The organism is Couchioplanes azureus (genome assembly GCF_014648355.1).
Classification (GTDB): Bacteria; Actinomycetota; Actinomycetes; order Mycobacteriales; family Micromonosporaceae; genus Actinoplanes; species Actinoplanes azureus.
The window spans coordinates 264,342-289,097 of the sequence record NZ_BMQY01000005.1; the positions used below are offsets into that span (position 1 = coordinate 264,342).

20 protein-coding genes are annotated in these 24,756 nt (G+C 72.9%); 6 read left to right on the forward strand and 14 right to left on the reverse strand.

From position 1 onward, the window contains the following. Positions 1-264 precede the first annotated feature (264 nt). The gene (locus IEY99_RS19735; RefSeq protein WP_189205286.1) at positions 265-930 is read right to left on the reverse strand and encodes a response regulator; all 666 of its coding nucleotides are present in this window, start codon (positions 928-930) and stop codon (positions 265-267) included. Further along, positions 927-2,204, reverse strand: coding sequence for an ATP-binding protein (locus tag IEY99_RS19740; protein WP_373293398.1), 1,278 nt, complete (start codon positions 2,202-2,204; stop codon positions 927-929). Before IEY99_RS19740 ends, IEY99_RS19735 begins: the two co-directional genes overlap by 4 nt. Before the next feature lie 154 nt (positions 2,205-2,358). Between IEY99_RS19740 and IEY99_RS34945 the strand changes: the two genes are divergently transcribed. From IEY99_RS34945 to IEY99_RS19755, 3 genes are all read left to right on the forward strand, one after another. After that, positions 2,359-4,047, forward strand: coding sequence for a PspC domain-containing protein (locus tag IEY99_RS34945; protein ID WP_189205288.1), 1,689 nt, complete (start codon positions 2,359-2,361; stop codon positions 4,045-4,047). Then, positions 4,044-4,430: a hypothetical protein gene (locus tag IEY99_RS34370; protein WP_229798984.1), complete on the forward strand. Its 387-nt coding sequence runs from the start codon at positions 4,044-4,046 to the stop codon at positions 4,428-4,430. Before IEY99_RS34945 ends, IEY99_RS34370 begins: the two co-directional genes overlap by 4 nt. A 68-nt stretch (positions 4,431-4,498) precedes the next feature. After that, complete coding sequence (locus tag IEY99_RS19755) at positions 4,499-5,743, forward strand: phosphatidylserine decarboxylase (protein ID WP_189205290.1); 1,245 nt, start codon at positions 4,499-4,501, stop codon at positions 5,741-5,743. A gap of 57 nt (positions 5,744-5,800) precedes the next feature. On the opposite strand, the gene IEY99_RS19760 is transcribed toward IEY99_RS19755, so the two are convergent. The 3 genes from IEY99_RS19760 to IEY99_RS19770 form a co-directional block, all read right to left on the reverse strand. Next, positions 5,801-6,778, reverse strand: coding sequence for a CDP-alcohol phosphatidyltransferase family protein (locus IEY99_RS19760; RefSeq protein ID WP_373293399.1), 978 nt, complete (start codon positions 6,776-6,778; stop codon positions 5,801-5,803). 249 nt (positions 6,779-7,027) lie between these two features. Next, a complete protein-coding gene (locus IEY99_RS19765; RefSeq protein WP_189205292.1) occupies positions 7,028-7,924 on the reverse strand; it encodes an NUDIX domain-containing protein in 897 nt (298 codons plus the stop codon). Between the two features lie 100 nt (positions 7,925-8,024). Next, positions 8,025-8,972: an NUDIX hydrolase gene (locus IEY99_RS19770; protein ID WP_189205294.1), complete on the reverse strand. Its 948-nt coding sequence runs from the start codon at positions 8,970-8,972 to the stop codon at positions 8,025-8,027. A gap of 238 nt (positions 8,973-9,210) precedes the next feature. On the opposite strand from IEY99_RS19770, the gene IEY99_RS19775 reads away from it, so the two are divergent. After that, on the forward strand, positions 9,211-9,579 hold the full coding sequence (locus IEY99_RS19775) for a PspC domain-containing protein (protein WP_189205296.1): 369 nt from the start codon (positions 9,211-9,213) through the stop codon (positions 9,577-9,579). Positions 9,580-9,777: 198 nt separating this feature from the next. Here IEY99_RS19775 and guaA read toward each other — a convergent pair whose 3' ends face one another. The 6 genes from guaA to guaB all read right to left on the reverse strand — a co-directional run bounded on the left by guaA (position 9,778) and on the right by guaB (position 19,268). Beyond that, positions 9,778-11,331, reverse strand: coding sequence for a glutamine-hydrolyzing GMP synthase (gene guaA, locus IEY99_RS19780; protein WP_189205298.1), 1,554 nt, complete (start codon positions 11,329-11,331; stop codon positions 9,778-9,780). An 87-nt stretch (positions 11,332-11,418) separates the two neighbouring features. Next, positions 11,419-13,161 (reverse strand): S8 family serine peptidase, encoded by a 1,743-nt coding sequence (locus IEY99_RS19785; RefSeq protein ID WP_189205300.1) that lies wholly within the window; start codon positions 13,159-13,161, stop codon positions 11,419-11,421. A 65-nt stretch (positions 13,162-13,226) separates the two neighbouring features. Continuing rightward, the gene (locus IEY99_RS19790) at positions 13,227-15,023 is read right to left on the reverse strand and encodes a S8 family serine peptidase (RefSeq protein WP_189205302.1); all 1,797 of its coding nucleotides are present in this window, start codon (positions 15,021-15,023) and stop codon (positions 13,227-13,229) included. 144 nt (positions 15,024-15,167) lie between these two features. Next, the gene (locus tag IEY99_RS19795; RefSeq protein WP_189205304.1) at positions 15,168-16,595 is read right to left on the reverse strand and encodes a M1 family metallopeptidase; all 1,428 of its coding nucleotides are present in this window, start codon (positions 16,593-16,595) and stop codon (positions 15,168-15,170) included. 50 nt (positions 16,596-16,645) lie between these two features. Then, on the reverse strand, positions 16,646-17,764 hold the full coding sequence (locus IEY99_RS19800; RefSeq protein ID WP_189205306.1) for a GuaB3 family IMP dehydrogenase-related protein: 1,119 nt from the start codon (positions 17,762-17,764) through the stop codon (positions 16,646-16,648). Between the two features lie 16 nt (positions 17,765-17,780). Further along, entirely contained in the window at positions 17,781-19,268 is a 1,488-nt protein-coding gene (gene guaB / locus IEY99_RS19805; RefSeq protein ID WP_189205308.1) for an IMP dehydrogenase, read from the reverse strand. Positions 19,269-19,389: 121 nt separating this feature from the next. On the opposite strand from guaB, the gene IEY99_RS19810 reads away from it, so the two are divergent. Further along, positions 19,390-19,791: a DUF5319 domain-containing protein gene (locus IEY99_RS19810; protein WP_189205825.1), complete on the forward strand. Its 402-nt coding sequence runs from the start codon at positions 19,390-19,392 to the stop codon at positions 19,789-19,791. 492 nt (positions 19,792-20,283) lie between these two features. Here the strand turns inward: IEY99_RS19810 and IEY99_RS19815 are convergent, their stop codons facing one another. Beyond that, complete coding sequence (locus tag IEY99_RS19815; protein WP_189205309.1) at positions 20,284-21,129, reverse strand: response regulator transcription factor; 846 nt, start codon at positions 21,127-21,129, stop codon at positions 20,284-20,286. A 230-nt stretch (positions 21,130-21,359) separates the two neighbouring features. Here IEY99_RS19815 and IEY99_RS19820 point away from each other — a divergent pair, with 230 nt between their 5' ends. Then, entirely contained in the window at positions 21,360-21,749 is a 390-nt protein-coding gene (locus IEY99_RS19820) for a WhiB family transcriptional regulator (RefSeq protein ID WP_189205310.1), read from the forward strand. Between the two features lie 565 nt (positions 21,750-22,314). Here the strand turns inward: IEY99_RS19820 and IEY99_RS19825 are convergent. After that, positions 22,315-23,790, reverse strand: coding sequence for a molybdopterin-dependent oxidoreductase (locus IEY99_RS19825; RefSeq protein ID WP_229799045.1), 1,476 nt, complete (start codon positions 23,788-23,790; stop codon positions 22,315-22,317). A 274-nt stretch (positions 23,791-24,064) separates the two neighbouring features. Then, complete coding sequence (locus IEY99_RS19830) at positions 24,065-24,685, reverse strand: hypothetical protein (RefSeq protein WP_189205312.1); 621 nt, start codon at positions 24,683-24,685, stop codon at positions 24,065-24,067. Positions 24,686-24,756 lie beyond the last annotated feature (71 nt).

Below are 24,756 nucleotides of genomic sequence, written 5' to 3' on the forward strand. Positions count from 1 at the left end.
TGCCTCCTTCAGGGGCGCTCACGAGGGGTTGTGTGAGTAGGTGCCACCCTTACACAGCGCCCCTAGTCCTTGAGGCCGCCGTTATCAACCCGATATTCGCCCGTTGCGCCTCAGCCGCCTCCACAGGCTCGTACTTTCGGTCAACGACAAGCCTCTGACCAGCGGTTACTCGTCAGTCGTAATGGTCTGACAACGATCCGTAAGCGCAATGTCGGGTTTCGCCCGGGCCGCGCCGAAACGTCCCCGCCAGACGGTTGAGGCCCGCTAGACCAGTCGACGATCCGCCGCCCATCTCGACAGTTCATAGCGGTTGGACATCTGCAGTTTCCGCAACACGTTCGACACATGCGTCTCCACCGTCTTGATGGAGATGAACAGCTCCTTGGCGATCTCCTTGTACGCGTACCCCCGCGCCAGCAACCGCAGCACCTCCCGCTCGCGGTTGGTGAGCTGATCGAGCTCCGGATCGGCCACCGGGACGTCCGGACGCGCGGCGAAGGCGTCCAGCACGAAGCCGGCCAGCCGGGGGCTGAACACCGCGTCGCCGTCGGCCACCCGCCGGACCGCCGCGGCCAGCTCGTCGGGCGAGATGGTCTTCGTGACGTAGCCGCGGGCGCCGGCCCGGATCAGCCCGATCACGTCCTCCGCGGCGTCGGACACCGACAGCGCCAGGAACTTGACCTGCGGGTGCGTACGCCGCATCGCGTCCAGCACGGCCCGGCCCCCGCCGTCGGGCATGTGCACGTCGAGCAGCACCACGTCGGGCTCGGTCGCGGCGATGCGGGCGACCGCCTCGGCCACGGAGCTCGCCTCCCCCACCACGTCGACGTGCACGCCCAGCTCGGCACGGACGCCGGCCCGGAACATCGCGTGGTCGTCCACGAGGAAGACGCGCAGGCGGCGGCCCTCCTCGGCGGTGGTCTCGGTCATCGTGCGTTCTCCTTTCCGGCGGCGACGCTGTCGCGCGAGGCGGGCAGTGTCAGGCGGACCTCCGTGCCGTCCCCCGGTTCGCTGCGGATCACGGCCTTGCCGCCGTGCCGCTGCATGCGTCCGATGATCGAGCCGCGTACGCCATGGCGGGTATCTTCCACCGCGTTCAGATCGAAGCCGGCGCCGCGGTCGCGGACGAAGACGCTCAGCTCGGCGTCCTCGACCTCCGCGTACAGCGAGACGGTCCGTACGCCCGCGTGCCGGGCCGCGTTGACCAGGGCCTCACGCGCGGCCGCCACCAGGGCAGCGACCCGCTCGTCACACTGCGTGTCGCCCACGACGACGGTCTCGACCGAGATCGCGTACGTGTCCTCGACCTCCGCGGCGGCCTGCTCGAGGGCCGCCGAGAACCGCTCGGTCGGCGACGCGGCCGGTTTGTAGAGCCAGTTGCGCAGCGAGCGTTCCTGTCCCCGGGCGAGCCGCTGCACCTCTTTGATGTCGGTGGAGTTGCGCTGGATGAGGGCGAGCGTGTGCAGCACCTGGTCGTGGATCATGGCGGCCACCTCGGCCCGCTCCTGCTCCCGGATGCGTCCCTCGCGCTCGGCCCGGAGCTGGCTGAACGTGCGCCACAGCAGCGGCGCCACCACCACGCCGACCCCGAGCAGCCCGACCAGCGCGAAGATCACGCCGTTGAAGACCGTGGTGAGGTTGCCCTTGGGTAGGAACACCGCCAGCACGCCGATGACGCCGACCGCGACCAGTACGCCCCCGCCGATGAAGCGGAACACGAACGAGCGGCGGTCACTCTCGGCGACCACGGCGGCGAGCCAGGGGGTCTGCGAGGCGCCCTCGGTCCACTGGCTGCGCCGGGCCGGGTCGGACTGGTGCCAGATCACGCCGGCGCCGACCGCGATGACGGCGACCAGCCAGCCGACCGTCCCGGCCACGCCGTTGTCGCTGGAGACCAGCGCCTGCAGCAGCACCACGCCCAGGCCGATGGCGCCGAACGGCAACAGCAGCACGAGGTCGCGGCGGGGGGTCACCCCGGTCGGCGCCTGCAGCGGCAGCACCGCCCAGAAGACGGCGTACAGCAGCAGGCCGAGGCCGTTGAAGCCGAGCAGCACGACCAGGGCGATGCGGACCGCCGTGACCGGGATGCCCAGGTGGCGCGCGATGCCGGCCGCGACACCGGCGATGACACGGTGCTCGCGCGGCCGGTACAGGCGGCGCGTCGGCGGCGGTACGGCGGTGGCGGTGATCGCTGCGCTCCTCACGGGCGGTGCGGAAGGGTGACGGTTCGATCGTCACACGTCCGCCCACGCCGGGCCACGGGGAACTTCCCCCATGACGGGTACCCCCGGATCTCAGGGTGGTGTCAGGGTCGCCGCCTGAGGCGGGCCGGGCCGCCCGGAGGCCAGTATCGAAGCCATGACCGACGAAGCTGCCCAGTCCCGCGATGCTGCCGGGTCGTCGCAGGACGCTCCGGCACCTTCCGCCGCTCCTCCCGCCGGGAACGCGCCACCGTGGTTCACCGCGCCGGACGGCCCGACCTTCTCGCGGGAGCAGCTCATCCGTCCCGCCCGCGGCCGCTACATCGCCGGTGTCTGCGCCGCGATCGCCCGCGCCACCAACACCGACCCGGTGCTCTGGCGGGTGCTCCTCGCCGTGCTGGGCTTCTTCGGCGGCGTCGGCGTGCTCGTCTACCTGCTCGGCTGGCTGCTGATCCCGGCCGAGGGCGACACCGCCTCCCCGGTCGAGTCGCTGCTCGGCCGCGGCCGCTCGGCGATGGCCCCGCTCTCGGTGGTGCTGCTCGGCGCCACGGCGGTGCTGACCTTCGCCTTCATCGTGCGCGACGGCTTCCGCGCCACGTTGCTCGCGACCGCCGTGCTGCTGTGCGGCGCCCTGGTCCTCAGGAAGTCCGCCAGGCCGGCGGGCTCCGGGGCGGCCGCGGGGGCGGCGGCGAGCGATCCGTGGGCCGCGACCGCCACGTTTCCCGCGGCGCCGCCCGCCGCATCCGGCGCCGGCGCGGCGCCGGCTTCCGGGCCGGGTGACAAGGCTTCCCGGCCGGACGACGGGCCTTCCGCGCCGGATGACGAGCCGACGACCGCGTTCGCGCCCGCCGGCGGTCCGGCGCCCGCCTCGGCACCGGCCGGCGAGCCGGTGACCGCGCCGCTGCCCCCGATGCCGCCGCTGACGCCCGCGGCCGGAGCCGCCGACGCCGGAACCACCGCGGCCGGAGCCGCCACAGGCGGGGCTGCCACCGTGGGAGCGGCCGCCGCCGGAGCCGCCGCGGCCGGGGTCACCGCGGGGGTCACCGCGGGCACGGCGGCGGGGCCGCACGAGCCGCCGCAGCCCCCGAGGTTCGGGCCGCCGTCCGGAGGCTTCCGGCCGCCGTTCGCGCCGCACGGGCCGTGGGCGCAGGGCCCGGGGCAGCAGCCGCACGGTCCCTGGGCGCACGGGCCGGGGCACCCGCCGCAGCCGCCGCAGCCGGCGAAGCCGCCCAAGCCCCCGAAGCCGCCGCGCGAACGCTCCAAGCTGGGCCGGATCACCTTCTTCGGCGTCGTGGTCGTGATGGGCGTGCTGGCGCTGTTCGACCTGTCCGGGGCCCCGATCCCGGTGTCCGGATACTTCGCGGCCGCCCTGGCCACCATCGCCCTGGGACTCATCGTCGGCGCCTGGTTCGGCCGGGCCCGCGGCCTGATCTTCCTCGCCGTCCTCGCCACTCTCGGCCTGTCCATCTCCTCCGGCGCGGAGGAGTTCGGCGGGCAGTTCGCCAACAACTCGTACCGGCCGCAGAGCCTCGCGGCCGTCGCCGACCGGTACGACTTCACGGTGGGTACCGCCACCCTCGACCTGCGCGCGCTGGACTTCACGGGCCACGACCAGGCGGTCACGGTGGCCATGAAGTTCGGCCAGGTCAGGGTGCTGCTGCCGGACAAGGTCGACGCGAGCACGAGCGTCTCGATGAACGACGGCCGGGCGGTGGTCTACGGCAAGGAGACGACCGGCCACCTCAACCTGCAGGGCGCCACCGACCTCGGCCCCGACGGTGCGGGCGGCGGCAACCTGAGGCTGACGATCCAGATGGAAGCGGGCAACGTGGAGGTGACCCGGTGAAGCCGCACCGTACCGACGGCATCTCGCTCAGTTTCGGCTTGATCTTCCTGCTGGCAGCGCTCTGGTGGGCGATCGCGAAGATCGTCACCGTACGGCTGCCCCAGCCGGGCTGGCTGGTCGCCGGCGTCCTGATCCTCTTCGGCACGGTCGGACTGCTCGGCGCGATCCGCAGCGGCCGCCGGGCCGAGGTGCCGGCGCCGGTGGCGGCGGAGGCCGAGGTCGAGACGCCCGGCGACCTGCCGCCCGAGATGCACGCCGACATCGTGCGGGAGCTGCTGAGCGACCCGGCACACCGGATCGACCTGCCGGCGGTGCCCGACGCGGGCGCGAAGGAGAGCACGGACGGGGACACCCGGCCGGACCTCTTCCGCCGGCCGGAGTGAGCGGAGCGGCCGGGTCGCGGGTCACACCAACGGGTGGGAACCGCGACCCGCGCAATATGCTCTTGCCCATGACGCCGTTTCCCCCCGTCTCCGCCGCCCCCGTGACCGGCGTCGGCCCCCGTGCCGCACGCAGTCTCACCGCCGAGTTCGCCCGCCAGAACGCGGCCACGACGGCGCTCGTGATCGGCGCCGACCACACGTCCGCCGTGCTGGCCGCGGCGCTCGAGGCGCTGCTGCCCGGCGACACGCTCATCCTCGTCGCGAGCGAGCGGAGCACCGCCGGCCCGCTCCGCGACCACATCGCCGGGCTGGGCAGCTGGATCGCCGACCGGGTGCGGATCGTCGAGTCGCTCACCGACGCGGAGCCCGCCGACGTGGTCGTCGTCGCCGAGCCGCTGACCGGCACGGCCGAGGAGACCCGCGCCGTCCTCGACGGCCTGAGCAAATACCTCACCGACGGCGCGGTGGTCTCGGTCGCGACGCCGGCGGTCCCGGGGCGTACGGAAGGAGCGGCCGCCGAGCTGTTCCGGCAGAGCGCCCTCTTCGGCGTCGGCTCGGACCTCGTGCTCCGCAACCAGCCGCCGCTGCGCGTCCACAAGCTGCGCTTCACCCCGGCGGACACCGCGAAGGCGGCGACCCTGGCACCGGCGTACCGGCCGTCCAGCGTGCCGGTGACGCGGTCCATGCACCTGGACTCCAACGGCGTGGCCGCGGCGGGCATCGCCCTGGGCCTGGCGGCCCTGGCCCGGCGGGCGCGCCCCTCGTCCAAGCTGTGGCTGCTCCCGGCGCTGGCGGCGGCACCCGTGGCGGCCTTCTTCCGCGACCCGGAGCGCGACGTGCCGGGCGATCCCGCCGCCGTGGTGGCGGCCAGCGACGGCAAGGTCCTGTCGGTGGAGCGGCTGACCGACGAGCGCCTCGGCGACGGCGAGTTCCTGCGCATCGCGGTCTTCCTGTCGGTGCTGGACGTCCACGTCAACCGCGTGCCGGTGGCCGGCCGGGTGACCGACTACTTCGTGATCGACGGCGGCTACGCCAACGCCATGACGGCCGCGGCGGAGCACAACGTGGCGGCGTACACGGTGCTGGACACCGACCGCGGGACCGTGGTGGTGGCCCAGCGGACGGGTCTGATCGCCCGCCGCATCGTCCAGCGCACCCCGGTGGGCACCCTGGTGGCCCGGGGCGAGCGCATGGGCCTGATCCGCTTCGGCTCCCGCACCGACGTCTACCTCCCGGCGGACCGCGCCGAGGCGACGGTCGCGGTGGGCGACAAGGTCCGCGGCGGCACCTCGGTGATCGCCCGCTGGATCTAGCTCCCCGGGCAGGCAAAAGGCCCACCCGCCAGGCGGGTGGGCCTTTTCGTGGTCTCGTCAGGCGCGGCGGGCCCGCACCCACATGACCGGGCCGCTGAGCAGGTAGGCGGCGACCACCATCACGAACGTCAGCCGGGCGTCCACCAGCGCGCCCACGACGGGCAGCAGCCAGAGCCACGGCGGCAGCTTCACGATCCGGGCGAGCTTCGCGTACGGGAAGCTGGAGACCATCGCGAACGCCAGCAGGGCCACCCCGCCGAGCACCACGATCCCCGGCAGCGGCAGACCGATGAGCACCGTCAGGGCCAGCACCGCCGCGGCCATGGTCGTCGGCACGCCGGAGAAGAACTTCCCGTCCTTGGGCGACACGTTGAACCGGGCCAGCCGGATCGCCGCACAGCCCGCGACCAGCACGCACGCCACCCCGGCCGCGGCCGTCGGCACCGTGTGCGCGAGCGAGGCGTAGACCACCACCGGCGCCGCGAGCCCGAACGAGCACATGTCGGCCAGCGAGTCCATCTGCGCGCCGAACGGGCTGGAGACGCCGAGCCGCCGGGCCAGGGCGCCGTCGAGCCCGTCGAAGGCCACGCAGGCCACCAGGCAGGCGGCGGCGAAGCGGGTCTCGCCCTGCATGGCGAGGAAGATGGCGAGCAGGCCCAGGCCGAGGCTCGCCAGGGTGCACGCGTTGACCAGCGCAAAGCTGATGCGGCGGCGGACCGTGGGCTCGCCCGGGAGCAGCGCCCCCGAGTCGGCCTCGATCGTGACCGGCTGGGCCATGGCGACCGGCCCGTGGCTGCCCGACGTGGCCACCGTGCGGCCACGGCCGGCGACCGACACGAGCTCCGTGCCGGTGTAGATCACTTCTGCCCGGGTGGCGGTGGCGGCGCGGCCCGCTTCCGCGGATCGGCCTCCCACCCGCACCAGCAGGGCCTGCCGGGCGAGACTTCCGCCGCGGCGCAGCCGGCCTGCCCAACGACGCCCGGCGGGACGGGGACTATCCGTCGTTCGACGCCGGCGCCACGGGGTTCTCGGCACGTGCTCCTCCATCTGGGGTCGGTATGCCCGCCGGCTGCGCCGTCGCGGGGTGCTGCCCATCGCCCGTACGTCTACGGACCGTCACTAAAGCGGGTTACACAATCGCACAGCCGGGCCCTCTTGGCGAGGGACGAATCGACCGTGGTGTGCAACGACGTTCTCTGGAGTTTTGATTCCCCTCCGGTGGGCGAAGAGGCATGCATACTGCCCGGCCCTGTGACGAGTCTAACCGAGTGCCCGCAACCCTCTTCACCGATGAGCGCTTTCCTCAGCGAGCCGACGCAGTGCCGACGCGGCGACTTCGGTCAGCGGAAGATCACGCGCCGTAACCTGATCGAACCAGGCCGCCGCCGCCGTGGATCCGCCCGCATCCTCCATCACCACTGGTTCTGTCGGCCGGTCGACGGAAACGCTGAACAGGACACGGACGACATGCCAGTCCACGGGTACGCCTTCCGGGCCGAGCGCCGCGGGATCGTGCCGGTGCGAGGTGCCCACGAGGCCGGTCACCCGCCCGTGCTGCCCGGTCTCCTCGATCAGCTCCCGGGTCAGCGCGGCCTCCGGCAGCTCGCCGTGGTCGGTCCCGCCGCCGGGCAGGTGCCAGAGCCCGGCGCCCGGGTATCCGGGCGCGATCCGGGTGAGCAGGACCCGGCCGCCGGGGTCGGTGACGATCCCGTACGCGCCGAACCGCTGGTTGGTGCGTACCTGCGGCTCCGCGGGGTCCGGCGGCCGCTCGGAGGGCGGGACGGGCAGCCCGAGCGCGCCGGCCGTGAACGGCATCAGCGGCAGCTCGCCCGGGGTCACCCAGGCGACACGATCGGTCGTACCGGAGGTCTCGTCGCGGAGGCCTCCGCCCACGATCTCGACGTCGTAGATGATCCGATCGGTGTGTTCCCACGTATCCGTGTCCGGTAGCCGGAAAACGTCGGAGGTCACCGAGTGAAGTCCCACGATGCGCACCCGAAGGCCGGTCTCCTCGGCGAACTCCCGGACGACGGTGTCGTCGGGATCTTCGCCCTGCTCGACCCCGCCCCCGGGCAGGGTCCAGAGCCCGGGGAAGGCGGACAGCCCCGAGTTGTGCGCGAGCAGCGCACGTCCGGCGGCGTCGCGGCAGAGACCGTACGCTCCGATTCGTCTGATCTTCACCCGGCCAGGCTATCCGGGCGTAGCGTCGCGGCCCCCTCCCCGCTGCGTCCCCGGGGTGGCTTCCGCCCGCCGCTTCGCACCATCCGGCCCCGCTGCGTCATCAGAGGAGGCCGGCGGCCCGGAGCGCCTCGGCGGTAACCTCGGTGAGCTGATCGGCGGGCAGGGCGGCGACCTCCGCGAGCGCCATCCAGCGCGCCTCGGACGTGGAGCCGCCGACGTCCCCGACCGTCACCTCGGTGGGCGCGTCGACGGCGACCCGGTAGAAGGCCCGGACGCCGTGCCAGTCGATCGGATAGCCCTCGGGGCCCAGCGAGGCCGCGTCGCGGTGGCTGGCGACGCCGAGCAGCTCGACCAGGCGCCCCTGCTGCCCGGTTTCCTCGACGAGCTCGCGGATCAGGGCGGTGCCGGGTTGTTCGCCGTAGTCGGTTCCGCCGCCGGGCAGGTGCCAGCAGCCCTCGCCCGGGTAGCCCGGGGCCACGCGGGTCAGCAGCAGCCGGTCGTGGGGGTCGGTCGCGATGGCGTACGCGGCGAAGCGCTGCGCGCGGTGCAGCCCGTCCGGCCCCGGATAGGCGTAGAAGGACGGGAAGTCGGGGACCTCCTCGGGCCGCAGGTCGGCGCTGGCGGCGGGCAGCCCCAGCGCGGCGGCGGTGAACGGGCGCAGCCGCAGCTCCTGCGCCTCCTCGAGGGTGTGCCAGCGGGCCATGTCGGTCGGCTGGCCCACCCGGTCGATCAGGTTGCCGCCGCGCACGGACACCTCGTAGACGAGGCGATCGGTGTGGATCGTGACGCCGCGGTGCGGCAGGGACCGCATGTCGGCCAGCACGTCGCGCAACCCGGTGACGGCGACCGACAGCCCGGTCTCCGCGGCGGTCTCCCGGACGACGGTGTGGTTCGGGTCCTCGCCGTGGTCGACGGCGCCGCCGGGCAGGGACCAGACGCCGGGCGTGCCGGAGCGGGCCGAGGCCCGGACGAGTAGGACGCGGCCGTGGGGATCGGTCGCGACGGCGTATGCCGCAATCCTGCGGAGCGGCTCCAGTGCGGGGGTCACGGGCGGCATCTTGCCCGGTTTATGTTAACTCTGGGAAACGTCTGTCGGATTCCTGACAGGGCGATAGCCCTCAGTAATCGCAGTTCAGGGCGGTTCTGCGCACCGAGCGCAACAGGTGCGTAACAGACAGCAATACCCCCATACCGGTTCGTCCCCGGGCGACCCCGGCAGGGGAATCAGGGTCGGACTCCGGGCGTTCACCGAGGCCGCCGGGCGCGCCACGGCCGACTCTGGAGACATGACTGATCCGACCGTCGCCCCGTACAAGCAACTTCGCCGCCCCCTCGACGACCGCATCGTCGCCGGCGTGTGCAGCGGCCTCGGCCGCTACCTGTCCGTCGACCCCGTCCTCATCCGCGTCGGCTTCGCCGCGCTGGCCGTGCTGACCTGGGGAACCGCGGTGCTCGCCTATCCGATCGCCTGGTTCCTGATGCCGGAGGAGCCGGCTCCGGCCGCCCCGGACCGGCTCGACCCCGCGCACCCCTCCTGGGGCCGCCCCCCGGCCTATCCCGCCGCACCCGCGCCGAGCGCCCCTTCGGCGAGCGCCGCCCCGGTGAGCACCCCACCGGCGAGCGCCGCGCCGACGAGCACCCCGCCGGCCGCGTGACCCCGCTGCGGCGCCCGCTCCGGCGGGCGCGGAAGCACCCCGCCGGTCACATGACCGCCGCTGCGGCGCCACGCTGCAGGGGGTCCCGGCGCTCGCCGCGGCCATGGCCGGGCACCGAACCACCGCGAGGGCCGTTGCCGATGGCGGCAGCGGCCCTCGCGGGTTCGATCAGGCGGGCGGCTCAGGCGCCGCGGGGGATCACTCCCACTCGATGGTGCCCGGCGGCTTGCTGGTGACGTCGAGGACGACCCGGTTCACCTCGGGGACCTCGTTCGTGATCCGCGTGGAGATCTTGGCGATGACCTCGTACGGCAGGCGCGACCAGTCCGCCGTCATCGCGTCCTCGCTGGAGACCGGCCGCAGGACCACCGGGTGCCCGTAGGTGCGGCCGTCGCCCTGGACACCGACACTGCGGACGTCGGCGAGCAGCACCACCGGGAACTGCCACACGTCGCGGTCCAGGCCCGCCGCCGTGAGCTCCTCGCGGGCGATCAGGTCGGCCGCGCGCAGGATGTCGAGGCGGTGGCGGTCGACCGCGCCGATGATGCGGATGGCCAGGCCCGGGCCCGGGAACGGGTGCCGGTGGACCATCTCCTCGGGCAGGCCCAGCTCCGCGCCGAGCGCGCGTACCTCGTCCTTGAAGAGGGTGCGCAGCGGCTCGACCAGGGCGAACTGGAGGTCCTCCGGGAGACCGCCCACGTTGTGGTGCGACTTGATGTTGGCGGTGCCGGTGCCGCCGCCGGACTCCACGACGTCCGGGTAGAGGGTGCCCTGCACCAGGAACTCGATGTGGCGCTCGGCGTCGAGCTCGCGGGCGGCCTGCTCGAACGTACGGATGAACTCGCGTCCGATGATCTTGCGCTTCTGCTCCGGGTCCGTGACCCCGGCGAGGTGGCCGAGGAAGACGTCCGAGGCCTCGACCACCTTGAGGCGGATGCCCGTGGCCGCGACGTAGTCCTTCTCGACCTGCTCGGCCTCGCCGGCGCGCAGCAGGCCGTGGTCGACGAAGACGCAGGTGAGCTGGTCGCCGACCGCCTTGTGCACGAGCGCCGCCGCGACCGCCGAGTCGACGCCGCCGGACAGCCCGCAGATGACCTGCTTGTCGCCGACCTGAGCGCGGATCGCGGCGACCTGGTCCTCGATGATGTTCGTCGGGGTCCAGGTGGGCTCCAGACCGGCGATGTCGTAGAGGAAGCGCTGGAGCATCTCCTGCCCCTGCTCGGTGTGCGCCACCTCGGGGTGGAACTGCACGCCCGCGCGCCGGGTGGCGAGATCCTCGAACGCCGCCACCGGCGCGCCGGGCGTCGAGGCGGTGACCGCGAAGCCCGCGGGAGCCTCGGTGACCGAGTCGCCGTGCGACATCCAGACCGGCAGGCCGGCCGGCAGGTCCCGGAGCAGCGTGCCCACCCGGTCGGTCGCGGTGAGCATCGTGCGCCCGTACTCGCGCGAACCGGTGTGCGCGACGGTGCCGCCGAGCGCCTGCGCCATGGCCTGGAAGCCGTAGCAGATGCCGAAGACGGGAACGTCGCCGGCGAACAGCGCGGGATCGAGCACCGGGGCGCCCGGCTCGTACACACTGGACGGTCCGCCGGACAGGATGATCGCGGCCGGGTCCTTCGCGAGCATCTCGGCGACCGGCATCGAGTGCGGCACGATCTCCGAGTAGACCCGCGCCTCGCGGACCCGGCGGGCGATCAGCTGGGCGTACTGGGCGCCGAAGTCGACGACGAGAACCGGACGCGGTGTGCTCATGACCCGCGAGTTTACCGGCGCGAGGGGCACACCCCCCGGGCCGGGGCACCCGCTGAGGCCGGAGTCACCGGGGCCGATACGCCGGCGTCAGCGGTACCAGGTGCGGGTGCCGGTGTACGAGACGTTGCCGGCGCGGTCGATCGCCCGTACCCGGACCTTGAGGGTGCTGCCGAACTTCCACGTCTGCACCGCGAACGTGCGGCGCGTCGCGGTGGTGCGCTGGACCACCTTGCCGTTGACCAGCAGTTCGAGGCTTCGGATGCCGTTGCGGTCGGCGGCCTCCGCGGTCACGTACTTCGTCTTGCGGACGTTGCGGGTCCCGCTCGCCGGCCCGGAGGTGATCCGCACGGCCGGGCCCCAGTTGTCCACCACGACGCGGCGGGCGGAGGTGGTCACATTGCCGCCGCGGTCGTACGCCCGCAGCCCGAGCGTCACGGTCCCGCCCCGGACGGCCGTCCGCCAGGGCAGCGAGTACGGGGCGTAGCGGTCGACGTTCACCACGACCCCGTTGGCGAGCAGCTCCACCTTGGCGATGCCGATGTCGTCGGTGGCGGCGGCGGACACCCGTACCGTGCCGCGCACCAGCGCCCCGCCGCCCGGCGACAGGAACGACGTGGCCGGCGGGACGTGGTCGTCCGCGACCGTGTTCTCCCCGGCCGGCAGCGACGCCAGCGCGGCGGCCGCGTCGACCCGGCCCCCGGACGAGGCGACCCAGGAGCCGGAGAGCTTGTCGGCGGACGAGGTCAGCGTCGAGCGGATGGTGGCGGCGGTGGGCGTCGGGCTGGTCGAGGCGAGCAGCGCCGCGACGCCCGCGGCGAACGGCGTGGCCGACGAGGTGCCGCAGAACTGGCTCACGATGCCGTTCAGGCCCTCGGCCAGGTTGCAGCCCGGCGCCGCGAGGTCCACCCAGCTGCTGCCGTAGTTGGACCAGGAGTAGCGCAGGTCGCCGGGGGTCGAGCCGCCGACCGCGACGGCCGCCGGGATCGCGGCCGGGTAGTGCGGCGCGGAGCTGCCCGAGTTGCCCGCCGCGGCGAGCACCAGGACGCCCTTGCCGCTGGCGTACGCGACGGCGTCCCGCAGCAGCTGGCTGTCGTCGGCCCCGCCCAGCGACAGGTTGACGATGTCGGCGCCCTTGTCGGCGGCCCACCGGATGCCCTGCGCGATGTCGGAGTAGGTGCCGTAGCCGTCGGAGTTCAGCACCTTCACCGGCAGGATCTTGCAGAACCAGCAGATCCCGGCGGCGCCGGCCCCGTTGTTGCCGGACGCGGCGATCACCCCGGCGGTCATCGTGCCGTGGCCGTGGTCGTCGGTGGCGTTGGTGTCGTCGTTGACGAAGTCGTACCCGGCGAGCAGGCGGCCCGAGAGCTCGGGCAGCGCCTTCACCCCCGTGTCGACCACCGCGACGACCACGCCACCCCGCCCGCGGGTCGTGTCCCAGGCGGTGTCGACGCCGGCCAGCTTGATGCCCCACTGGCTGTCGAAGGCCGGATCGTTGGGCACGGTGGCCGCGATCGAGGCGATGTGGTCGCGCTCGACGTAGGCGACGGCCGGGTCGGCCCGCAGCGCGGCGGCGGCCTCGGCGGCCTGGTCCGCGGGCACGTCCACGGCGACCGCCGCATCGAGCGGCTCACTGGCGACGACGTCGACGCTCTGCTCCAGCTTGTCGACGACCTCGGCGCCGCGCTCGTCCGGTGCGGCGTCCGAGCGCAGCCCCACGACCAGCGAGACCGGGACTTCCGCGGCGTCGGAGGCGAGCACCGGCGCCGCCGGGAACGCCAGCACTCCGGCGAGCACACTGAGGGCCAGTCCAGACACCGCGCGAGCACTCATGACCCCACCGTCGGCGGCGCCGGTCGGAAAAGTCGGACCGCTCGGGGTGCAGTTCGGGTGCCGCGTCAGCGCCGGTAGGTGCGCGTCTTCTCCGCCCTGACGTTGCCGGCCGTGTCGATCGCCCGGATCTGGACCTTCATGCCGGAGCGGTAGCCGGACGCCTTGAAGCTGAACTTGTACGGCGCCGCGGTGTCCTGCTTCCGCACCTTGCCGTTGATCAGCATCTCGACCCGGCTGACGCCGCCGGCGTCCGAGGCGGTGGCGGCGAGCCTGACCGTGCCGGAGACCCGGGCCTTGTGCGCGGGCCCGCTGGTGATCCTCAGCTTCGGCGCGGTGTTGTCGGCGATGACCGGGCGATCGACGTCGGTCCGGTTGCCGGCCTTGTCGTAGACCCGGATCTGCAGGGCGACCCTGCCGTTGCGCCCGGCGGTGTCGTACCGCAGCTCGTACGGCGCGACGTGGTCCTGCCCCTGGTACTTGCCGTCGGCGTACAGGACGACGTTGCGGACGCCGGAGAAGACGTCGCCGACGCCGGAGGTCTTGATCGTGATCTTTCCGCGGACGCGCGCGTCGCGCGCGGGAGCCGGCACGCCGGCGATGGTCGGCGGGGTGGTGTCCGTGGTGATGGTCAGCGCCTTCGCCGCGTCGAGCATGCCGTGCCTGACCCAGCCGTCGCCGCCGACCGGGCGGGCCGAGCGCAGCAGCGCCCGCTGCAGGGACCAGCCGGTGTAGCCGGGGTGCGCGGCCTTGATCAGCCCGGCCGCGCCGGCCACCATGGGCGCCGCGAACGACGTGCCGCGCTGACCGGTGTGGTAGTCGCCGAAGCGGTCCATGCCGACGACGTCGCCGGGTGCCGCGATGTCGACCCAGGAGTCGCCGGGCTTGTTGAAGTTCGAGAAGTCGGCGCGCGCGTCGGAGTTGCGGGCGGTGGCGCCCACCGCGACCACGTCGGGGTACGCGGCCGGGTACTGCTTGACGTTGCGCAGCCTGCTGTTGCGGCCGTCGTTGCCGGCCGCCGCGACGACCAGCACGCCCTTGAGGTTGGCATAGGCGACCGCGTCGGCGAGCACCTTGCTGCTCTGCGTGCCGCCCAGCGACAGGTTGATGATCTTCGCGCCGGCGTCGGTGGCGTACACGATGCCCTTGGCGACGGTGCTGTCGTGCCCGAAGCCGTTGCGGTCGAGCACCTTGACCGGGATGACGGTGCAGCTCCAGCAGCCGCCGGCCATGCCGGTGCCGTTGTTGCCGCGGCCCGCGACCACAGAGGCGACCGTGGTGCCGTGGCCGGCGTCGTCGGTCGTGTCGGTGTTGTTGCCGACGTAGTTGTATCCGCCGGTGACCGCGCCCGCGAGGTCGCCGGCCGGGGTGACGCCGCTGTCCAGCACCGCGATCTTCACGGCGGCGGCGCCGGTGGTGGTCTGCCAGGCGGCGGGCAGCCGGACCTGGTCGACCTCCGGCTGCAGCCGGACCCCGCCGGCGTCGAGCCTGGTGTACATCGGGTCGTCCGGGGTGACGTCGAAGGCCCGGCGGACGTGGTCGACCTCGACGTACGCGACGTTCGGGTCCTTCACCAGGGCCTCGACGACCCGCGCCCGGCGGGCCGCGGACACCTCGAGGGTTCGGGCCCGCAGGGCCGTCATGGCCTGCTCGGCGGGACCGGCGGCGTCCATGGCGCGCACACCCATCGCGGAGACCGTACGCATCGGCGCGGACGTGTCGGCGGCGCGCTTCAGGCCGACGACCAGCCGGACCGGCGGCTCGGGCGGCTCCTCCGCCAGGGCCCAGGTGGTGACTCCGGCCATGGCGGCGACCACCGCGGTGGACAGCGCTCCGGCGACGACGCGGCGCGGGACGAGCTTCATGGACGACGTGCCTCCCGTGATCGGCCCCGTCGGGCCTGATTCGCCGCGCCAGCGTACGGGTGATCTTGCGTCCGTCCATCTTTCGTTCCACGAGACGAGAGGCCGGAGTCCGCCGTTCCAGGATGTGGGAGGCGAGGCGGGGCGTCAGGGCTTCGGCTGGGGCGTGTCGCCGAACAGCCAGCCCTGGAAGAAGGAGTCGAGGTCCTTGCCGGAGGCCTTCTCGGCGGCCGCCACGAACTGCTCGGTGGTGACGTTGCCGTCGCGGTGCTCGGCCGGCCACGACTTCAGCAGCGCGAAGAACGGCCCCTCGCCGATCGTCTTGCGCAGGGCGTGCACCAGCAGCGCGCCGCGCTGGTAGACGGCGTCGTCGAAGATGCGGGCCGCGCCCGGATCGCCGATCGGCAGCCCCCAGTCGATGCCGCCGTAGGCCCGGTCGAACGACTGCTGGACGCTCCGCCCGCTCTTGTGCTCCTGCCAGAGCCATTCCGCGTACGTGGCGAAGCCCTCGTTGAGCCAGATGTCCTGCCAGCGGGTGATCGCCACGCTGTCGCCGAACCACTGGTGGGCGAGCTCGTGCGAGACGACCGTGGCATCGACGCTGCGGAAGAAGACGCTGCCGTAGAGGGGGCGGGACTGGTTTTCGAGCGCGTACGGGACCCGCTTGTCGTCGATGACCACGCCGCCGTACGAGTCGAACGGGTACGGCCCGAACTGCGTGGCCAGGAAGTCGGCGACCTCACCGGTCAGCGCCAGCGACCGGTCGGCCGGCCCGTTCTCGGGCAGCGTCTCCGGGATCGCGACGATCATCGGCTTGCCGGCATGGGTGGTGCTCCGCACGCGGTACTGACCGATGGCCACCATGGTGAGGTAGCTGGCCATCGGCTTCGACTCGGTCCACGTCCAGGTGGTCCAGCCGCCGGCGCTCCGGCGCGGGCCGGGCACCCCGTTGCTGATCGCCTCCACGCCGTCGGGAACGGTCATCTCGAGCCTGAGCGTCGCCTTGTCCTTCGGGTGGTCGTTCACCGGGAACCAGGTGCTCGCCGACTCGGGCTGGCCCACGGCGAAACCGCCGTCCGCGGTCCGCTGCCAGCCGCCGGGGCCCAGGTCCTTGTTGACCAGCGCCTTCGGCTCCCCGGCGTAGTCGACCACCACGGTGAACTTGCGGCCCTTGGCGATGCCCGCGGACGGCGTCACGACCAGCTCGTTCTGCTCCGCCTTGGCGGTCGCGGCCGTTCCGTCCACCGTGACCCGGCTCGCGGCGAGGTGGGCCAGGTCGAAGTGGAGACTCGACAGATCCTGCGTCGCGGTGGCGGAGATGGTCGCCGTGCCCTGCAGGCGCCCGGTCGCGGGATCGTACTTCAGCTTCAGGTCGTATCCGGCGACGTCGTAGCCGCCGTTGCCGTAGGTCGGGAAATACGGGTCACCCGCCCCGGCCGCACCGGGCGCGAAGCTCGGCGCGGTGCCGGACGCGGAGCCGGCCGAGGCGCTCGTCCCCGCCCGCGGCTTCGTGTCCCCCGTGCATCCGGCCAGCGCCAGAGCGGCGACGATGGTCGCCGCGATTCCTACCCGCATTCCCACTCCCCCGTGTCGCGTCCTGATGACCCTACGCGGGGGACGCCACCTCACCGGTCGAGGACGAGGCTGACCTTCTGGAATTCCTTGACGTCGCGGTATCCGCACTTGGCCATCGCGCGCCGCAGGCCGCCGAAGAGGTTGAGCTGGCCGTCGGGACGGTCGGCGGGTCCGTAGAGGATCTCCTCCAGCGTGCCGTCGGGCTCGCCGGCGATGCAGAACCCGCCGCGGGGCAGGCTCGGGTGGCTGGCCGCCGAATGCCACCAGGCGCCGCCGGCCGGGGCGCCCTCGGCCAGCGAGAGCGGCTCGCCGAGCATCACCGCGTCGGCGCCGCACCCGATCGCCTTGGCGATGTCGCCGGACGTCTGGATGCCGCCGTCGGCGATCAGGTGGACGTAGCGGCCGCCCGTCTCGTCGAGGTAGTCGCGCCGGGCCGCCGCCGCGTCCGCGATCGCCGTCGCCATCGGCACCCGGATGCCGAGCACGGTGTCGGTCGTGGACCACTCGTCCGCGCCGACGCCGACGATGACGCCGGCTGCACCCGTACGCATCAGATGCAGTGCGGTCTTGTAGTCCGTGCAGCCGCCCACGATGACCGGCAGGTCGAGGTCGGCGATGAACTCCTTGAGGTTCAGCGGCTCGTCCGTCGTGGACACGTGCTCCGCGCTGACCAGCGTGCCCTGGATGACCAGCAGGTCGACGCCCGCGTCGAGGACCACCGGGGCGAGCGCGAGGGTGTGCTGCGGCGACACCCGCACGGCGACGGTGACGCCACCGTCGCGGATCGCCCGTACCCGCTCGGCGATCAGCTCCGGGCGGATCGGCTCGGAGTAGACCTCCTGGAGCCGCTTTGTGGCGTCCGCCTCCTCGTCGAGCGAGGCCAGCTCCTCCAGGATCTTGCTGGGGTCCTCGTACCGGGTCCAGAGACCCTCGGCGTTCAGCACGCCGAGGCCGCCGAGGCGGCCCAGGGCGACGGCCGAGGCCGGGCTCATGGTGGCGTCCGACGGATGCGCGACGCAGGGGATCTTGAACGGGTAGGCGTCGACCTTCCAGTCGGTCGACACGTCGTCCACGTCCCGGGTGCGGCGGCTCGGGACGATCGCGATGTCGTCCAGGTGATACCCGCGCTGGGCGGTCTTGCCGAGACCGATCTCCACCACGTCGCGCATCTTCGGTTACCTCTTCTTAACGGGAGTGGTAGTTGGGAGCCTCGACGGTCATCTGGATGTCGTGCGGGTGGCTCTCCTTGAGACCCGCCGCGGTAATCCTGATGAGCTGCCCGCGCTGCTGCAAGTCCGCGATCGTCTCGGCGCCGACGTAACCCATCGCCGCGCGCAGGCCACCGACGAGCTGGTGGGCGACCCGCGCCAGCGGGCCACGGTAGGGCACCTGCCCCTCGACGCCCTCCGGCACGAGCTTGTCCTCGGTGACATCCTGCTGGAAGTACCGGTCCTTGGAGTAGGACTTCGCCTGACCCCGCGACTGCATCGCGCCCAGCGAGCCCATGCCGCGGTACGACTTGAACTGCTTGCCGTTGATGAAGATCAGGTCGCCGGGGCTCTCCTCCGAGCCGGCGAGCAGGCCGCCGAGCATGACGGAGTCGGCGCCGGCCACGATCGCCTTCGCGATGTCGCCGGAATACTGGATGCCGCCGTCGGCGATGACCGGGACGCCGGCCGGCTTGCAGGCCCGGGCCGCCTCCATGACCGCCGTGATCTGCGGCACGCCCACGCCCGCGACGATCCGGGTGGTGCAGATCGCGCCCGGACCGACGCCGACCTTGACCGCGTCGGCGCCCGCGTCGACCAGCGCCTTGGCACCCGCGTACGTCGCCACGTTGCCGCCCACGATGTCCGTGGTGGTGTCCTTCTTGAGCTGCGCGACCATCTCCAGCACGGCGCGCTGGTGCCCGTGCGCGGTGTCCACGATGACGACGTCCACGCCGGCGTCGATCAACGCCCGGGCGCGCTTGTACGCATCGTCGCCGACGCCGACCGCGGCGGCGACCCGCAGCCGGCCCTGGGCGTCCTTGGCGGCGTTCGGATACTGCTCGCTCTTGGTGAAGTCCTTGACCGTGATCAGACCGCGCAGCCGGCCCGAGTCGTCGACGAGCGGCAGCTTCTCGACCTTGTGCCGCTGCAGCAGCGAGAGCGCCTCGTCCTTGCCGACGCCCACCCGGGCGGTGATCAGCGGCGCCTTGGTCATGACCTCGCGCACCTTGACGCTGGCGTCGGTGACGAACCGCATGTCGCGGTTGGTCACGATGCCGACGAGCACGCCCTCCGCGTCGACCACGGGCAGGCCGGAGATCCGGTAGCGGCCGCAGAGCTGGTCGACCTCGTGCACGGTGTCGTCGGGGCTGCAGGTGACCGGGTTCGTGATCATCCCGGACTCGGAACGCTTGACGAGGTCGACCTGCGAGGCCTGCTCCTCCAGGGACAGGTTGCGGTGCAGCACCCCGATGCCGCCCTGCCGCGCCATGGCGATGGCCATCCGCGCCTCGGTCACCGTGTCCATGGCGCTGGACAACAGGGGGATGGAGAGCTCGACGTTGCGGGTCATCCGCGTGATGGTGTTGACCCGGCTCGGCACGACGTCGGATTCGCCCGGCTGCAGCAGGACATCGTCGAACGTCAGACCGAGAGGAACCGTGCGCGCGGAGTCAGTTTCCACAGATCATCCCTAGCGAAGAGGCGGAGTGTTACATCGTACTCATCGAGGCGGCCCTACCCGACGGGGCGGACAGCAGGTGCGGGCCAGCACACAATGCCCCTTCATGGGTACGGTATACACCGTGCAAGAAGAGCCGATCGACCCGTTCAGCGGCGACCCCGCCGACCCGGCCGCGGGACTCGACGACCTCAGCGAGGACGCCGAGCAGGACCCGCTGACCGAGGCGGAGCGGCAGGACGTGCTCGAGGACCTCTCTGACCTGGAGATCTACCAGGCGCTGCTGAGTCCGACGGGCATCCGTGGGCTGGTGATCGAGTGTGAGGACTGCCACGAGCCGCACTATTTCGACTGGGATCTGCTGCGGGGGAATCTGCGCCATCTGCTGTCGAGCGGGCGTCCGCGAGTGCACGAGCCCGCCTACGATCCGGATCCCGATCACTACGTCACGTGGGAGTACGCCCGAGGTTACGCAGATGGCGTACACGACACGTTGACGGACGGGCCGGACGACGAGCAGTCCTGAGCCGGACTTAGAGTCACCCGACGGGTCGCTGCCCTGCGGCCCGTCGCTTCGTTTCCACGGCCTTGATCGGCTGCACGGCGCTGAGCCGCCATACGGCTTGACCACCCCGCACTGCCCCGCCGCGCCGCGATCCGCCGCGGAGCCTCGGATGCGCGGCGCGGCCTTGATCCGCTGGACGGCCCGATTCCGCCGCGCCGTTCTGGCCTTGATGCCGTAAATAGGCTTGCTTGCGACACCAGGCGTCGGCTGCCGCGCGCCTCGCCCTTCTCCGGCCGCCTGGCCTTCCGCGCCGCCCGCCGCCCTCCGGCCGTTCGGCCTTTCCGGGCCGCTCGACCCTTCTAGGGCCGCCCGCCGCCCGCCGCCCTCCGGCCGTTCGGCCTTTCCGGGGCCGCTCGACCCTTCTAGGGCCGCCCGCCGCCGGCCCAGCCTTCCCCGGCCGCTCGGCACGGTGGATCCGGGCACACAGAGGTGCCCGGATCCTTCCGGCGTCGGTCAGGCGACGAGGCCCGCGCGGAAGCCTGCCGCCACGGCGTGTGCCCGGTCGCGGGCGCCGAGCTTGCGGAAGAGCCGCCGGGCATGGGTCTTGACGGTGTCCTCGGAGACGAACAGCTCCCGGCCGATCTCCGCGTTGCTCTTGCCGTCGGCCATGCCGCGCAGGACCTGGAGCTCCCGCTCGGTGAGGGTCAGGCGGCGCCCGGCCGGTGCCGCGTCGCCGGCCCGGGACTCGTTGCCCGGCCAGACGAACGGCCGCCCGGTCGCCGGGTCGATCTCCGAGCCGTCCCCGCGCTGCGAGGGAACCATCGGGGAGTTCGGCAGCATCGCCGGGATGCCCGCGGAGTTCGGGGTGCCGGCCATCGCCATGCCGTCCCGGTGCAGGCCCCGGGCGGCGGCCGAGTTGTTGTTGCGCCCGGCTCCGCCCACCGCCGCGGGCTGGGCGTTCGCGCCGTTGATCGGCAGGCCCTGGGGGCGCGCCGGCAGCAGCAGGAGTAGGAGGGCCTTGGCGACGACGCTGACGAGGTCGTGCTCGACACCGCGGATGACGCCGCGGGCGCCGGCGGCGACCGTGGCGGCGGCGACCCGGGGGTCTTCCGCGCCGAAGAGAACGACCTGCGCCTGCGGGGCGCGGGCGAGGACGCGCCGGGTGAAACCGACGCTGTCGGGACGAGTCACGGCGGTGTCGGCCAGAACCACCTCGGCCGGCCTTTCAGCCAGACGGATCATGGCTTCGGTCTCGCTCACCGCTGTCCGCACCACCCCGGTCATGCCGAGCCGGGCCGCGGTGGACGCGACGGTCTGGGCCGCCAGTGGGGTACGGACGCACACGAGGACGGTACGCACAGTGATCCTCCTTCTCTCTCAGAGGAGATCACGCGAGGGCCGCAGCATTACGCGCTTTAGATGGAAAAAATGGGAAAGATCGGCACGATTTTCGGCACCGGTGAGATACGACCGGCGAAGACATCGACGAACCGTGTGTGATCCGGCGTGTGCCGGGGTACACGGGCGGCAGGCCTGAGCCAGGCCCCTCATGACAACACTCCGCGGTGCCGCGCGGGAGGAGGGTGTTGATGTCGAACGTTCGCAGACTGCCCGGGCCCATCGCCGACCTGTGGGACTGGCAGCGACTCGGCCTGTGCAGGGGGCGCGACAGCGCTCAGTTCTTCCACCCCGACGGCGAACGCGGGTCTTCCCGCAACCGCCGCGAGGCGAAGGCCAAGGCGATGTGCGGCGCGTGCCCGGTCCGGGCGGAATGCGCCGCGCACGCGCTGGCTGTCCGTGAGCCGTACGGCGTCTGGGGAGGTTTCAGCGAAGCGGAGCGGCTGCGGCTGCTCGCGGTCGGCTGGGAGGACCTTGCCGATCGGCATCACGGACGGGTCGACCTCGCCCGGCTCGAGGCACGCCTCGGCCGACCCCACAAGTCCACGGTGCCGGCACAACGGCAGGCCCCGGCGGCGTGACGCCGCCCGACACGCGGCACAACCACACACCTGACGACGCGGTTCCCCCCGGGGAGCCGCGTCGGCGTCTGTAACGGCATGTCAGCCGCATCGGTGAACATGCAAGCCACCGTATGAGCGAACTTGCCCTTGACGTCGGACGAAAAGTGCGGCTTTCGCGTGACACCCGTTTCACTCACACGCCTCGCGTGGGAAGGCAGCCAGGAAGGGGGGCCCCGCCGCCCAGTGTCCGGCAACCCCGCCCGGAGCGCGCCCCGGGACCCCGGAGCCCGGCCCCAGAACCATGCGAAGCCGGACCCGAACCCGTCACAAGCACTGGCCCAAGGGAGCCGGCAAGGCAGAGCCGCGCGCTTGGCAAGCAGGACCGCCGAGTAAGGGCAACCGATGCCGCCGGGCAAGCGGCGGCCAGAGCGGGTGGCGGGTCAGCCGGCCACCCGGGCAGGAGGACGGGGAAGGCGGACGGTCACCCGGCCGGCCGGGCAGGAGGGCAGGCGGACGCGGCGGGCAGGCCGACCAGCGGGCGGGCAGGCGGGCAGGCAGGCACGCGGACACGGCGGCCGGGAGGCTATTCGATGGTGAGGCGGACGGAGTGCCAGCCGGTGGCGCCGTTTGGGGCGACCGGGGTTTGCTGGCCTGGCTGGGTCTGGCCGTCGGTGTCGGTGGCTCGGACCCGGATGGTGTGGGCGCCCGGGGTGGCCTCCCAGCGGGAGGACCATTGCACCCACGTGTCGGCGGAGACTGCCTGGGCGAGAGTCGCCTCGGTCCAGGGGCCGGCGTCCACCTGGACCTCCACCTTGGTGATGCCGCGGTGCTGGGCCCAGGCCACGCCGGCCACCGTCAGCGCGCCCGGCTTGCGGGTGGCGCCGTCGCGGGGGGTGTCGATGCGGGACTGGGTCTTGATCGGGCCCTGGGCCGACCAGCCCCTCGGGACCCAGTAGGCGTCGAAGTCGGCGAAGCGGGTCAGCTCGATCTCGGTGATCCACTTGCACGCCGAGACATAGCCGTACAAGCCCGGGACGACCATGCGGGCGGGGAAGCCGTGGTCGATCGGGAGCGGCCGGCCGTTCATGCCGACGGCGAGCAGGGCGTCGCGGCCGTCGCGCAGGACCGCCGTGGGGCTGCCACAGGTCCAGCCGTCGGCCGAGCGGGACACGACCTGGTCGGCCTCGGGCAGGGGCTGGACCTCGTCGAGCAGTTCTCCGACGGGCACGCCGAGCCAGAGCGCGTTGCCGATGAGGTCGCCGCCCACCTCGTTGGAGACGCAGGCCAGGGTGACGTAGCGGGCGATCATCGGACGGCGCAGCAGCTGCTCCCAGGTGAGGGTCAGGGGGTTGCGGACCATGCCGTGGATGCGCAACCGCCACGTCGACGGATCCAGCTGAGGTGGGTACAACGCGGTGTCGATGCGGTAGAAGTCCGCATTCGAGGTGACCCACGACGTCGCGCCCTCCGCCTGGGCCCCGGGCGGGACCGCCGGCGCCGGCTCGACCGGTGGCGGCAGGACGACGGCCGCGCGGGCCGCGGTGACCGCACGGCGCGCACTCAGGAGGCGGCCCCCGACGCCGGTGACGAGGCTGGCGGCGGCAGCGACCCCGATGCCGATGAGGAAGCGCCGACGGCCGCCCGCCAGCGCTGGCAGGTCCTGGGGTGGGGTGAGCGGTTGCGGCGGGTGCGGTGGGCGTGCCGTGGCAGGGGGCGGGGTGGCGGCTTCGGCGGCGAGGTTGGTCAGAAGGCGGAGGGTGACGGCCGCGACCACGCCGGCGACGAGCGACGGGATGGCGGCGGTGAGACCGGCGGCGTGGCGGGTCAGGGCGGCCGCGGCGCCGATCGCGGTGAAGAAGGTTATGCCGAAGAGGGGCAGGAGCCAGGAGCGGACGGCGGCTGTGCCGAGGGCGGCCGCACAGGCGGCGAGCAAGAGGAGCGTGCCCGTGATGAGGGCGGTCTTGTCATGGGTGCCGAAGACCGCGATGCCGAAGTCCTTGACCGGGGCGGGGACGGTGTCGACCACCAGCGCGGCGACCGCGAGGAGCGGGGACGACATCGGGCCGGTCAGCACCGCGACGAGCTCGGCGGCGCCGAGTGCCACCGCCGCAGCGGCGAGGCCGGCGAGAGCCGGCCGGAGGAGGGCGTCTCCAGGGTCGGCTCGCCCGGGAACGGCCGCCCGGGGAGGCGTCGCCGGAGTGGGCGAAGGCTTCACGCGACCCATCCTGCCCCGCCCAGGCGCCGATGCTCCTTACGAAGTCATGACGGCAAGCACCGGACGGCTACCAGGCCAGGACCCGCCGAGCGGCTACCAGACCAGACCCGCCGGGCGGCTACGCGACGGTGACAGGCAGGCGCAGCGGGGGCAACGCCGCGACCAGTGCGTCGAGGAGCTCCACGGCACATCGGTCGGCGCGCGCTTCCGGCAGCGCCGGCAGGCCCGTGACCGGCAGGTCCCACACGACCCGGCCCGGCGACAAGCTCTCCAGCGCCGCGTACCAATGCTGCAGCGGCTCTCTCAGCTGGACGTGAGCCGCGAAGTTGCGCCGCCGACGGGTCTGGTCGTCGTCGCGGCGCCGTTGCAGCGTCGCCGTGTCGGGCAGGCTCACGAGGGTGGCGTCGGCGAAGCCGAGCCGGCCGCTGCGGAACGCCTCGCGGGTCACCGCGAGTTCCCGGTCGAATTGGGCGCGCGGCGCGAGGCCGAGGGCGGCCATCCCCCACGCGTAGTGCAGTTTGACCGGGTCGGTGTCGCAGAACGCGACATCCTCCTCGCGTTCCAGTTCGAGGGCCGCGGACCAGCGCTGCACGCCCGCGCGCACCCAGTGCCGGGCGAGCGCCACCGCATCCGCCGGCTCGCGGCCGGTCACCCTGTGCTCGGCGACGTATCTGCCCGCGTACCGGCGGCACCAGGAGGTTTTCCCGGCCGCCGTGGGTCCCTCCACGACGACGATCATCTAGCCACCCTTCCCCCGGTGAAGCTTGCATCACACACGAGAAAGGGCGCGCCGCGGAAGCGACGCGCCCT

Bases quoted from the DNA above. Each gene is read 5' to 3' on its own strand.
- IEY99_RS19785 (WP_189205300.1), bottom strand. From the start codon at position 13,161: ATGAGTGCTCGCGCGGTGTCTGGACTGGCCCTCAGTGTGCTCGCCGGA.
- IEY99_RS19795 (WP_189205304.1), bottom strand. From the start codon at position 16,595: ATGCGGGTAGGAATCGCGGCGACCATCGTCGCCGCTCTGGCGCTGGCC.
- IEY99_RS19735 (WP_189205286.1), bottom strand. From the start codon at position 930: ATGACCGAGACCACCGCCGAGGAGGGCCGCCGCCTGCGCGTCTTCCTC.
- IEY99_RS19755 (WP_189205290.1), top strand. From the start codon at position 4,499: ATGACGCCGTTTCCCCCCGTCTCCGCCGCCCCCGTGACCGGCGTCGGC.
- IEY99_RS34945 (WP_189205288.1), top strand. From the start codon at position 2,359: ATGACCGACGAAGCTGCCCAGTCCCGCGATGCTGCCGGGTCGTCGCAG.
- IEY99_RS19790 (WP_189205302.1), bottom strand. From the start codon at position 15,023: ATGAAGCTCGTCCCGCGCCGCGTCGTCGCCGGAGCGCTGTCCACCGCG.
- IEY99_RS19825 (WP_229799045.1), bottom strand. From the start codon at position 23,790: ATGTCGTCCCCGCTCCTCGCGGTCGCCGCGCTGGTGGTCGACACCGTC.
- IEY99_RS19800 (WP_189205306.1), bottom strand. From the start codon at position 17,764: ATGCGCGACGTGGTGGAGATCGGTCTCGGCAAGACCGCCCAGCGCGGG.
- guaA (WP_189205298.1), bottom strand. From the start codon at position 11,331: ATGAGCACACCGCGTCCGGTTCTCGTCGTCGACTTCGGCGCCCAGTAC.
- IEY99_RS19820 (WP_189205310.1), top strand. From the start codon at position 21,360: ATGTCGAACGTTCGCAGACTGCCCGGGCCCATCGCCGACCTGTGGGAC.
- IEY99_RS19775 (WP_189205296.1), top strand. From the start codon at position 9,211: ATGACTGATCCGACCGTCGCCCCGTACAAGCAACTTCGCCGCCCCCTC.
- IEY99_RS19830 (WP_189205312.1), bottom strand. From the start codon at position 24,685: ATGATCGTCGTCGTGGAGGGACCCACGGCGGCCGGGAAAACCTCCTGG.